Consider the following 12,032-nt stretch of genomic DNA (forward strand, 5'->3'; position numbering starts at 1 on the left):
GTCTATTATATCAAGGGTGCAATGTAATTTTATGCATTGAAAATCTGTTATTTCTATTGTTTCTAGTAAGTCTGTGCAATTTTTGTGCAATAAAAATGTAAATGATTAATCATGAGGCAGGGTGAATGTTTTCCATATTCCACTTGTATGGACTGCTCTTGACAATACGTGAGTTAATGGTGAGTTTAACGATAAGTTAAAGTAAAAAGTTGATATTTTTTATTCTAAAAAAAGACTGTCCAGTTTGATATTATCCCCTTATAGTAGACACTCAAAAAAGCCTATAAAGTCCTTTTTTAAACTTAAGATAGAAAAGAAGGTAAGTCAAAGATGCCTTAAATCGATTTTCATATTATTAAAGCAAGAAAAAAGAAGCAAAAATCATGAAAATGATTTCTACTTCATTAAATAGGAGAGATGCAAAATTTATTTTAAAATACAACATAATAGTTGTATTGTAAAAGCTTAGAAGTCTAAATTTATTTAATGCTGGAAGAACCTAATAATGATTCAGGTTTCATATCCAGTGCTAAAAGGCTAATTTTTGAGTAACCTGTATTTTTATTTTCAGAAAAAGTACGTTTCAATTCTTGGAAATCAGGATCATTTAATAAGTTTTTTAATTCTTTTTTATACAATTTTAGAACTGAATCTTCCACGAATTTTGGCGTATATTGACTAGGATCTTCATCCATAATTAAACATCCTAGAAAATGGTATTTAAATTGAAATGCACGAGTAAGATTAACCATATATAACAGTTTTTCAAAAAGGTTAGGGTATTCAAATTTTAATTTTTCAAGGGTTTCTTTAGTGGTTTTTAATTGATCTATACTAGATAAAGTAATCATTAATTGTTCCTCCTCTTATTTGTCCCAAGGTTTATCTAAAGAAATATACTCAGCTAATTCTTTACTTTTATGTCTTCTTAATTTACGCATTTCTGCTCTTTCTTTACCTGTTTTGTAGAGGAATTTTTCTTCTTCTGTCTCTGGAATAATACTTGGAACTTCAACCGGTCGTTTATTTTCATCTAAAGCTACAAAAGTCAGAAATGCAGTAGCAGCAATTATTCTCTCACCATTTATCATATCTTCTGCGATAACTTTACAAAAAATTTCCATTGAGCTTTTACCTGTATATGTTACAAACGATTCGACACAAACTGAGTCAGTTTGATGAATTGGGCACAAGAAATCGATATGGTCAGTAGAAGCAGTGACACATTCTTTAACACGAGAATGTCTACGGGCAGATAGAGTTGCCGCGTCATCAAGCTTTTTCATTAAAACTCCACCGAACAGAGTATTATAGTTATTTAAATCGCATGATAATACTTGTGCAGTATTAATAATACGACTTTCTTTCACTTTTTTTGCTTCCATTTTTTACTTCCTTTCATGTTTGGAATCTAAATGTAAAAATACCTTCCACATCATTAAAAGGTTGTTGTTCCATATACAAAGTTTACGTCTGGATGCAGTGGAAGTAAAATGGTTAGTTTTCATCAGTATTATAACTTTTATCTATGTAAATGCTTTCAATTATGCCGTTTATAAATAATTGAATAGTTAGAAAAAAAAAAAAAAACGGTTCAATTAAAATGAACCGTCTTTTTGAGTATGGGTCATATAAATTAGTTTTTTAAAATTCCTTTTTTGAGTTGTTCAATCGTGAACTTCAACCATTCTTTTGCAGCATAGGAGAAATACTGATTATTCCCCCAAATAATTCCTAAGTTCCAACTAATTGAAGGATTAGTTACTTTAACAGATTTAACATTTTCGTTTAAATTATGGCAAATACTTTCAGGCAAAAGTGAAATTCCAAGTTTGGAAGCCACCATTTCTTCAATAAAAGATTGCTGAGAACTTTCAGATATTATGTGTGGATTAAAACCTACGTTGTTACAAGAAAGTATAATTCGATCATTTAAAACAAAGTCCTTATTAAACAAGATAAAAGATTCATTAGCTAATTCTGATAATTCAACTTCATCTCTTATTGCTAATGGGTGTGATGGGTGAAGGATAAGCTTTAGGTCCTCTTCCATAAAAGAAAAATGGTCGAAAATGTCGTTTTTAGTAGGAAGAACAATGATACCAACATCAAGTAACTTGTTGCCTACATCTTCTTCTATTTTCTTTGAACCATCTTCTACTAATTGAAACGTAATCCCTGGATACTTTTCATGAAAATTCCCAACAATCTTTAGAAAAAAATGAGCATTAAAAATTGGTGGCAACCCAATACGAATATGTCCCTTTTTTAATCCTGTAAGATTGTCCAATTCCGTTTTTAAATTATTAAATGCTTTGTCAATTAATGTTGCTTGCTCTAATATAATTTGCCCTGCATCGGTCAATGTTAATTGCTTACTAGAGCGATCAATTAAAGCAACTCCTAACTCTGTCTCAAGGTTCTTAATCATTTTACTAATTGTCGGTTGAGTAATAAATAAATGGTCTGCCGCTCGGGAAAAACTATTAAATTTAGACACCTCAATAAAATATTGTAAATGTTTGATATCCAATTTTGTACACCTGCTTGTGGCTATATTTAGGTAATTTCTTTAACTCTATTTTAATTGATAAAAGTAAATCCTTTTTTAATAAAATGACCCTTTATACAATGATTGAAGGCCATGAAGCCAATGTTTCAACCATATAGCCAATTACTCATAAACACATCTAAAGGTATTGAGAGGGTTTGTTATAAGACCATTCATTAATTGCACATTGACGTGCATATGCTTCATCTGACCAAAATGGCATTACATCTGTGTCTTCATATTCATTTTACTCGCATACCTCCCAACCATTTTACTCTCAGAAACTCTTTCTATAAATTTTTCATATCTTCTTTTAGAATTTATTTTTAAATCAAATGACATTACCCTTCTCCTTACTAACTAGTACTTTAATAATATCATTAAATTATTCATATTGAGTTATACCCATAATAAAAAAATAGAGCCGAGAATTGCCCCCCAAGCGTAATAGTAGTATGAATTAGCGTCTTAGTGCTAAATGAATTTTCTTCACTTTACGAATATTTATGTACCATTTCCTTTTAAAAAAGCTATAACAAGAAAAACCAGCCAAAATACAATATCCTATACAAAGAAATAAATGACACCTAGACTGCACTATGTCTAGGTGTCATTTATTGTGTCATGAGATGTATCCGAGGTCTAAAGAAACGGTGTTAGGAAATTTTGTCCTTGCAAAGAGCTTCACTCAAGTTAGTTTCATTGTTTTGGTCACTTGATTCGGATTTATAAAAATCTTGTTTATCCAAGAATATGGTGGCCAAGGTACCCCCAACTAGACCCCAGAATGGCGCTCCTATATGGAGAATAGAGATCCCAGAGATTGTGATTATAAATGAAAAGAGGGCGCCTGATTTGAATGAACCAGAGAAACTCATTTTCAAAGAGTCAACCAGTACACTAATCATGGCGACGCCACCTAGTAATTGAATTAATGAGGCAGGTATGACATGTGGAATTTGCGAAGCTATTGGAGAGAATAGGGCTAATAGACAGGATAATACTCCTAATACAATAGCAGCGACATACCTATGTTCAAGTTTGCCTGAATCTTTATTAACAAGTAAGCCCGTCATGGGACCTGCAATACAGGCTGGGTGGCCCCCAAAAAAAGCATTTATAATGGTACCGATTCCGCTCCAATTGGTCATGGCATTGATCGGTGGTCGATAGCCATGGGTCTCTAACATAGCAATCCCTTGGGCATTTTGAATGGCAATAACCGTTAAGAGTAATGGAATGACAAGCTCCCCTACAACGGAAAAACTAAATGATGGGATGACAAAATGGGGAATGCCCATTTTTATATGGAGAGGCTGTACTGAAACGTTCGGCAAAAATTTAAGACAAAGAATTGCTGCAATGATCGCCCCTAATATAGGCGGAAACTTTTTTGAAAATCGTAAGAAAAAAGAAAGAGCAAGAAAGACAAGTAACGGGATTCCGTTGAGTAAAGGATTTTTTACAACCGAGCCGATCATTTCAGTTCCGAAAGGGAGTAAGACTCCTGACACCATCCCCATCATAACTGGCATAGGCAAAACCTTCATCAATTTTGTAACAAGGCCAGATAATCCTAAAAGAAAAATAAGGATCCCGGTTATAATATAGGCACCAACCACTTGGTTGAAAGAATAATGGGTTAAGCTTGAGCCGACAAGAATGGCTCCAGGTATTGAAAAGGCATAGCCTATGGGTTGCCCATAATATAAGGAGACCATGAGCGTTAGGAGTCCCCCCATTCCATAAATGGCGAAAATCCATGAGCTGGTTATGCTACCAGACAAATGACCTTTTGCAGCAGCTTGTAAAACAATTAATAATGGTCCTGCTGAACCAAAAAGCCAGGCCACAAATCCATTCGATATATTCCCAACCGATAAAAGCTTTGGAAATTGTATGGTATTTTTTTTGAACAACAAAGTCACACTCCTTCAACTTATGAATTACACTACATCTTAGTGTATACTTAATTTATCAATACTTAAAATATCTGTTTTATCTTTTTACTATATCATTTGGGTATGATGGAGGTTTCATCTTGGATATTCGACAGTTAAAATACTTTGTCACTATAGCAGAAGAAGGTAATATCACGACCGCTGCAAAGAAATTAAATATTGCTCAACCCCCTTTGAGCAGACAACTCAAACAAATGGAAGAAGAGCTAGGCGTCATTTTATTTGATCGAGATAACAAAAGTCTTAATTTAACCTTGGAGGGGGAAAGATTACTTCTTCGAGCAAAAGAACTTTTAATTAAGCTTGATGAAACAATGGTTGAAGTTCAAGAATTGAGGAAAGACGCCAGTGGGATTTTATCTGTTGGATCTAATCTTTATTGTGCATCTTTAATTCTTTCTAAGGTGGTAGATATTCGTGAGAAAAATCCTGGTCTTACTTTCAAAGTATGGGAAGGTGAAACGATTCATCTCATAAAAATGTTATCTAAACGTCAGATTGAGATTGCGATAACAAATAGTCCAATAACAGAAAAAAGTATCTCTCAAATGACATTGGAAAGTGACCCATATGTGCTTGTTTTGCCTGAAAACTGGACGTGGAGTGGATCAGAACAATGTAGGTTAGAGGAAATCATCGATTTGCCATTGATTCTTCTGCGACCAAACTATGGTTTAGGCGCGTATGGACAAATTGTCAATGAATTTCAACGGTTAGATTTAGAACCAAATATACTGTGCGAATGTCAGGATTTAATTATGTTACTTGGTCTCGTTTCATCGGGGTTTGGTGCAACGATCTTACCGCTCTCTTTATTATCCCTCCATTCATTGGGAGGATTGAGAGTCATTCAACTAAAGGATCAGACCTTAATATCTGAACCCAAAGTAATTTGGAGGAAGAATAGTTACTTATCAAAAGCAGCAAAAGAATTTTTAAAACTTTTTTAGACACCTAAATTATTTACTCAAAAGTAAAAGAATTCAACGTTGAAAAATGGCAAATAAAATGTAACAGGTATTAGTTTTGACTCTGGTAAAGTAGATCTTTAAATGAAAAATAAAATATATTCATGGTTTTATAACCTCATTTAGATTCGTTACGGAGAACCGTACCATAAGTAACTGAGGTATATTTGAAGTTGTCGTATGGGAAATAATAAATTATAAAACCCATAATGGAATCGAATAAATATTAAATAACCTTACGAAAATATTCTTTTATTTTCGCAAGGTCTTTTATTTTGATTTCTTAATATTTTAGATCAATGATTAGAAACGAGATTATTCGCACATCCCCCCTTAGCAGCAAATGGAAGTACCCTCTTCATTCCATCTTCTTCTCCACTATCAATAAATGAATTTACTTTTTCAGAATTCTTCAATATGTTAAGTAATCCGATTTCCTGCATTTCTTTATCGAGTTTACGATCAACATCGTGATTTCCAGGAACAAAGAAAAAATTATAACGAGACAATTCTAGCGCATCCAAGATTGGTTCAATTACTTCATCTTGAAAAGTATAAAACGCTAATTCAATGTCATTATTGAAACTTAATCCACCTTTATCTACTAAGTCTCCCGAAAATGCGATCATATCACTTTATTTGCTTTTACTAAATCTGCAATTAAAGGTTTAATTACGTAGTTTCTTAAATCCTCTAATTTATTTCCATCTATATGAAAGTCTGAAATATGTATAATTCTCATATGTCCACCACCTTTATAAAATATAAATGTTACAATATTGTAAATATTCCTAAAACTAATATATCATTTTTTTCATCATTTTCCTTCTAATTAAATATAAAGAAACTTATTTAGAAAATATGTACTATTAAATATCTGCATAAAAAAGTATTATGGTCATTTAAGTAAGAAAATGAAGGACAGATTCAATTAATTTATGAATCAGTTTATAGTTTTATTTATTTTCAATTTCCGGATATTTTTATCAAAAAATTATAATAACCTTAAAAAATAATAACCTTGTGAACAAAATGTGAACATTACTTAATTTTCAATTAAATAAAACCAAAAAATTAAACAAGAAAAAAGCCCAAACCGTTGATACTCTAAGGTTTGAGCTTACTCATTTGTATGATCCCAACTGGACTTGAACCAGCGACCCCTACCCTGTCAATTACAGAGTGCCGAAAGCATTCAGTATTATTGAATATTTTATGTCAAGAGAGTCCAGTAAATCAAGCAGTCGATGAAATTTTATTCATTGTTATTCTTTTATTCCTATTGTTTCTATTAAGTCTGTGCAATTTTTGTGTAATCGAAAATGTAATGGTTTATTGTGAGATAGGGTGCATTATAAAATTTGAAACTGAATAGCAACAAAATAAACAAATGTGTACTTGAAAAAATATAAATATCATGATCATATGCTTAGAATAAGGGAAGAGCTAGAAGTCCCAATAAAATAGACGCGACGAGCCTACATATGATAATTTCGTAAAAATAACTCAACATTAGCTTCACATTAATTTAGATTAATCGAATTGTTCACGATTACTTAGAACAAGACTAGCTGATTTCACTGGTCTATAATCTCTTACACCTCGCTTATGGTGTATAAAAAAATTAATATGATATTTTAAGAGAGTCAACGGACTTATTTTTCGTTTCTACTAGATTGAAGAGCAAACTGGAAAGAGTAAAAACAACTTATTAATTCATCTAATTCATTTTTAGCTTTCTCCAAAATTTCTTCATCTTTATATATCGATTCATGGCGGTTCGGTGTGCAATTCGTGATAATCGTAAGACCAAGACAAGAGACGAAATCGTCCCACGAAATAAACGAATGCGACAATTTTATGATAAAAAGCGTGAAGAAGGAAAACCATTTAGAGCAACAGTTATAGCTTGTGTAAACAAACTATTACATTGGATTTATGCCCTGTTAAAAAGCAAAACAACTTTCCAAGATCTGGCTTAAAATCTGAACCACTTACATTTACCATAATCCCCCATTTTTTTCAGTAAGTGGAAGATTATTTAGGATGTCAAAAATAGTATAACATGAGTCACATATTTTTTTATTGAAAAATTATTGACAAACTATTAGCTGGTTTAGTTCAACAAGAAATAGATTGTTATTTTAAGTATTTTTATCTTCAAACTTTAATAAAAATGGCTCATTTAGAGTTCTATTTTTATTTCTTTTAAATCTCCAACTAATTTCGGTGCTATTCCGTATGGAAAATTCTCTACAAATATATAAGGTAGATTCTTTGATCCCTAGTATTCAATTGCTGTATTATTCAGTCAAAAACATTTTTAATTTTCAATTAATTCTTTAATCCACCAACTGGATTGTTAATTAATACTATTTTACATCTATCCGCCCAGCTGCGTTCCTCTTGTGTTTCATCAGTTTTAATTATGAAACCGTCATTAACACACAGAGTTAAATTTGAAGTTACTAAAGCAGAATGTGAGGAGTCATATCTCCAGCATCTACTACTAAAACCTCTTTTTCTTTGTCTCCTCGGTGCATAAGAAAAAATTGTCTGACACTAACATCACCAATAGCTATATTCCTTCTGCATATACCCTTGTTTCCCATCTTTCAGAGGTCACCAAACCAATTATGTAAGTTCTTGCTCAGTCAAATATTATTCGGAGTTCTTTTAAGGACCTAAACCCAATAAGTCTTCGCCACTGCAACTCAGTAGAATCTAACAGATGAACTTCTTTCCAATTAAGGAGTGTTTTAATCGCAATTTGTGCTTCTAAACGTGCCAAGGAGGAACCTAAACAAAAATGAGTACCATATCCAAATGCTAGATGTTGACAAGGACTCCTGGTAATGTCGAATAGATGAGGATCATGAAATTTATGCGGATCACGATTGGCCGCTCCTATTAGGACATAAATCTGATCCCCTTTTTTTATAGATGCATTATCAATTTCAATATCTTCGGTAGCTACCCGAGCGATCATCTGTGTTGGACTCTCATAACGCAAACACTCTTCAACAGCTTGTTCAATTAAAACTGGGTTTTCCTTGAGCTCTATCATTTGATTCGGATGTTTTAATAAAGTAAAAACCGAATTGCTTATAAGATTAACTGTTGTCTCGTGGCCGGCAATAACAAGTAGAATGCAGGTTGCTAATAATTCCTCATCTGATAAACTGTCCCCTTGCTGATCTTCCATAGTTAACCTGCTGATAAGATCATCTTCAGGGCTATGTTTTCGTTTTTTAATCAATTCATTAAAATAATCTCTTAAGACTATTGTAATAGCATTCCCGCTTTCTAACGTCTTTCCTGAACGGGTAAAATCAATACTTTGAATTAAGACTTCCGCCCACTTTTTAAATTGATATATATCCTGTTGAGGTATCCCTATTATTCTCGCAATAATGAGACTTGCTAAAGGAAATGCTAAATCGGATACTATATCCAATGTTTTCTGATTTTGAAACTGTTGCAATAAATCGTATACCGTTTCTTCAATATAAGGACGAAGATGTTCCACCATCCTAGGTGTAAATACGTTACTAACTAGGAAACGCAGCCGCTTATGGTCTGATTGATTCTTAAAAAGCATCATGTCATTTTGAATGTTTTTTAAAAAATCATATTTTTTTGAGGTCGCTGGCAACGGGATGCGATTTTTAAATCGAGAATCTTTGAGAATGGTTATTGCTTCTTCATATCCTGTCACATACCAGCCTGGATACTTTAAAAGATTTCCCCGATAGATTGAATTCATGGATCGAAGATTCTCATAAAATGGATAAGGGTTTTGAAAAAACTCATTAGTAATAAAAGAAAATGCTTGGTATTCCGTTTTCATGTTAGCCTCCCTAAAAAGAATTACTATCAATTTTGATTGCTGCATAATTGAATAATCTATCAAACTTTTTAATTTTCTAATGCTAAACTGGCTTACATTTCTTCTACTGATTCCACTACAAATCCTAAGTCACGTAACATTTTGTAATCCTCATTTTCTTCTTGCCCAGCAGTTGTTAACTAATCGCCAACGAAGATAGAGTGGCTGCATATAGACCTAGTGGCTATAAGGAACGGAGTTTAACTTCGCGTCCTCCTGAAATTCGAATTTCTTTGGTTTGATTGATAGAGCGAAATAATGTTTTCTCTTTTAAAACCGATGCAAATCCGCTAAATATAGTCGTTTTGCCAACATTTGTATCAGTTCTTGTTACAAATAAACCGTTCATTTTATCATGTTTACCTCTTTTCCTATTCTGTAGAAACAATCCAACAGATAATTTATTTCTTCCGAGGAATGTTCGGAGGTGACAGTTAGCCTGATACGGCTTTCCCCAATTGGTACAGTTGGCGGACGAATCGCAGGAGCAAAAATTCCATTTTCCAGTAGCTTTTCTGCAAAAATTAGCGCCTCTTTGGCATCTCCTATAATTACTGGAATAATCGGTGTCAAATCTCCCTTCACGATATATCCCATTTCTATTAATCTAGCTTTTATTTTTTTTACATTGGAAAATAACAGCTGGCGTTTTGAATAACTTTCCTCAATTATTTCCAATGCGGCATAAGAAGCTGCACAGACTGCCGGCGGTAAAGCGGTTTGAAAAATAAAGGTTCTTGCATGGTTTATGAGAAAATCAATTAAAACTGGTGAACCAGCTACGAATCCGCCTTCGGTCCCAATAGCTTTACTTAAAGTTCCGATGACCACATCTGGATGGATTCCGAAATATTCACTCGTTCCTCTACCATTTTCCCCTAAAACACCTGTTGCGTGCGCATCATCAACAATGACGAAGGCATGATATTTTTTTGCAAGTGGAATGATCTGATCAAGAGGGGCAATTGTCCCATCCATACTAAAAACACCATCTGTTATGATAAAACGTCGCTGACAGGAAGAACTCCCTTTCAATTTTTCCTCAAGATCACTCATATCGATATGGTTATAAACAATAGTAGTCGCATTTGATAGACGGCATCCATCAATAATACTTGCATGGTTTAATTGATCACTTAAAATAATATCCCCTTTTTCTGGTATAGATGATAACACACCAACGTTTGCCAAATAACCACTTGAAAAAAGCAGAGCCTTTTCCGTTTGCTTAAAAGAGGCAAGTTTCTCCTCAAGCCTTTGATGCCAATCCGTATTGCCTGTCGTTAATCTTGATCCACTACTCCCTACTCCAAAATCATGAAGGTTCGTTTCTATGGCATGAACTAAGCTGGGATTATTCGACAGGCCTAAATAGTTATTAGATGAAAATACAATTTGCCTTTGACCACCAATCAACATATTAGAAAGTGGGGTCGAATTCATAGTTCGTAATATTCGATATAAACCAGACTCTTTTGTATTAACTATTCGTTTGTTTAGCCATTCATCAAGCTCCAACCTTTGTCACCTCATTTGTGACCACAATGATGGAAGGATTTTCGTCATAATCTTTCATTTGTGTGAACGGTAACCAAGTATGTTTTTTATTTTTATCAATTAACTCATGTTGCATTTTCTTCCTCCCATTGAACGATGATTGGCTTTTTTTCTAAGTAGTCTATGTATGATTGTAGATGGCTTGAACCATCCACAAAAAAGATTCGGCATCCGCGTTCATCACCATATTTTTTTAACATCGTAATTCTCTGATAGCCCAGCTTTTTACTTGCAACATAACCTGTTATGTATTCAGGATCATCTGACCAACATAATTCTGCGATAGTTGAGTGATGCCTATTCACCTTTGTTGCAAGAACAAGCGCCTCCTTCACTCTTTGACTTCGAGGTATTGTGTAGAAGTCAGCCCACTTTTCAAAATCCATGGTTCCCCAGTCCATTCTTGAAACCCGAACACCTTTTTCATTCAAATCATCAATTCGTTTTCCAGTTCGGATATCAAACAAGATTGCCCCTCTAAGATTCATATATTCATATATTTGTTGGTATGCTTTTTTAATGCTCTCTTTTGGAACACCTGCTTGTTCTAAAAGACTCTGAGCGATTATTTGTCCTTCTTCTACGGAGCCCACTTCATTTGTCTTAATATGTAATGGCCTCAATTTTGTGATAGGTTCATCAATTAATTCAAACTGAATCTGAAAAAAGTCCGGTTTGCCTCTTGAATGTGTTAAAGCTTTCTCTAATAGGACAATTACTGCATTTTTTAAATTGTCGTAAGTTGAAATTAGTTCGCCACCAGATATATGTTTACCACCATTTTCATGTGCCCCATTCTTGGAAGCTCTCATTCTAACACTAAATAAGTTTTCATCAATCATACACATTACTCTCCAAACCTTGGTATCGTTTAATAATCTTATAAATTTAATGCGGGGGTTTTTTATAAATCTTTCTTTTGTTATTTGCATCATGAGCAAACTATAGAACACTTTCTAATAGAGCTTTCGTAAAGCATAAAGATTCAATTTTTGATTATCATTTTTTGTTAACCAATTATTATTATATGGTTAACAAATGTAATGTTAAAATTACATACATAGTTTGTCAATAATATTATTTCAATCCTTTCTGAAAAATCATAT

General features: G+C 33.3%; 10 protein-coding genes and 3 pseudogenes. 2 read left to right on the forward strand and 11 right to left on the reverse strand.

What is annotated here, in order from left to right; translation table 11 throughout:
- Nucleotides 1-479: 479 nt before the first annotated feature.
- The 5 genes from COI44_RS09255 to COI44_RS09275 all read right to left on the reverse strand — a co-directional run bounded on the left by COI44_RS09255 (nucleotide 480) and on the right by COI44_RS09275 (nucleotide 4,470).
- The gene (locus COI44_RS09255; RefSeq protein ID WP_098427677.1) at nucleotides 480-851 is read right to left on the reverse strand and encodes a hypothetical protein; all 372 of its coding nucleotides are present in this window, start codon (nucleotides 849-851) and stop codon (nucleotides 480-482) included.
- Nucleotides 852-866: 15 nt separating this feature from the next.
- Complete coding sequence (locus tag COI44_RS09260) at nucleotides 867-1,385, reverse strand: acyl-CoA thioesterase (RefSeq protein ID WP_098427678.1); 519 nt, start codon at nucleotides 1,383-1,385, stop codon at nucleotides 867-869.
- 251 nt (nucleotides 1,386-1,636) lie between these two features.
- On the reverse strand, nucleotides 1,637-2,533 hold the full coding sequence (gene cidR / locus COI44_RS09265) for a cidABC operon transcriptional activator CidR (protein WP_098427679.1): 897 nt from the start codon (nucleotides 2,531-2,533) through the stop codon (nucleotides 1,637-1,639).
- 157 nt (nucleotides 2,534-2,690) lie between these two features.
- A complete protein-coding gene (locus tag COI44_RS24835) occupies nucleotides 2,691-2,774 on the reverse strand; it encodes a DUF2750 domain-containing protein (protein ID WP_218926921.1) in 84 nt (27 codons plus the stop codon).
- Between the two features lie 433 nt (nucleotides 2,775-3,207).
- Nucleotides 3,208-4,470 (reverse strand): benzoate/H(+) symporter BenE family transporter, encoded by a 1,263-nt coding sequence (locus COI44_RS09275; protein WP_179887060.1) that lies wholly within the window; start codon nucleotides 4,468-4,470, stop codon nucleotides 3,208-3,210.
- 122 nt (nucleotides 4,471-4,592) lie between these two features.
- Here COI44_RS09275 and COI44_RS09280 point away from each other — a divergent pair, with 122 nt between their 5' ends.
- On the forward strand, nucleotides 4,593-5,462 hold the full coding sequence (locus COI44_RS09280; RefSeq protein ID WP_098427681.1) for a LysR family transcriptional regulator: 870 nt from the start codon (nucleotides 4,593-4,595) through the stop codon (nucleotides 5,460-5,462).
- A gap of 314 nt (nucleotides 5,463-5,776) precedes the next feature.
- On the opposite strand, the gene COI44_RS09285 is transcribed toward COI44_RS09280, so the two are convergent.
- Nucleotides 5,777-6,109, reverse strand: a complete 333-nt coding sequence (locus COI44_RS09285) for a metallophosphoesterase (RefSeq protein WP_098427682.1) — start codon at nucleotides 6,107-6,109, stop codon at nucleotides 5,777-5,779.
- A gap of 1,140 nt (nucleotides 6,110-7,249) precedes the next feature.
- Here COI44_RS09285 and COI44_RS09290 point away from each other — a divergent pair.
- Nucleotides 7,250-7,462: pseudogene (locus COI44_RS09290) on the forward strand (IS110 family transposase); the annotation flags it as partial.
- Between the two features lie 668 nt (nucleotides 7,463-8,130).
- Here COI44_RS09290 and COI44_RS09295 read toward each other — a convergent pair.
- From COI44_RS09295 to bioW, 5 genes and pseudogenes are all read right to left on the reverse strand, one after another.
- A complete protein-coding gene (locus COI44_RS09295) occupies nucleotides 8,131-9,330 on the reverse strand; it encodes a cytochrome P450 (RefSeq protein ID WP_098427683.1) in 1,200 nt (399 codons plus the stop codon).
- A gap of 92 nt (nucleotides 9,331-9,422) precedes the next feature.
- Nucleotides 9,423-9,643: pseudogene (locus tag COI44_RS09300) on the reverse strand (biotin synthase BioB); the annotation flags it as partial.
- A gap of 71 nt (nucleotides 9,644-9,714) precedes the next feature.
- Nucleotides 9,715-10,887: an 8-amino-7-oxononanoate synthase gene (gene bioF, locus COI44_RS09305; protein WP_098427684.1), complete on the reverse strand. Its 1,173-nt coding sequence runs from the start codon at nucleotides 10,885-10,887 to the stop codon at nucleotides 9,715-9,717.
- Between the two features lie 25 nt (nucleotides 10,888-10,912).
- Nucleotides 10,913-11,002: pseudogene (locus tag COI44_RS24590) on the reverse strand (hypothetical protein); the annotation flags it as partial.
- Nucleotides 10,992-11,768 carry a 6-carboxyhexanoate--CoA ligase gene (gene bioW / locus COI44_RS09310; RefSeq protein ID WP_098427685.1) on the reverse strand — a complete coding sequence of 259 codons (777 nt, stop codon included), beginning with the start codon at nucleotides 11,766-11,768 and terminating at the stop codon, nucleotides 10,992-10,994. The pseudogene COI44_RS24590 and the gene bioW, both read right to left, overlap by 11 nt.
- Nucleotides 11,769-12,032 lie beyond the last annotated feature (264 nt).

The sequence above is a fragment of the Bacillus sp. AFS088145 genome (assembly GCF_002564465.1).
Classification (GTDB): domain Bacteria; phylum Bacillota; class Bacilli; order Bacillales; family Bacillaceae_G; genus Gottfriedia.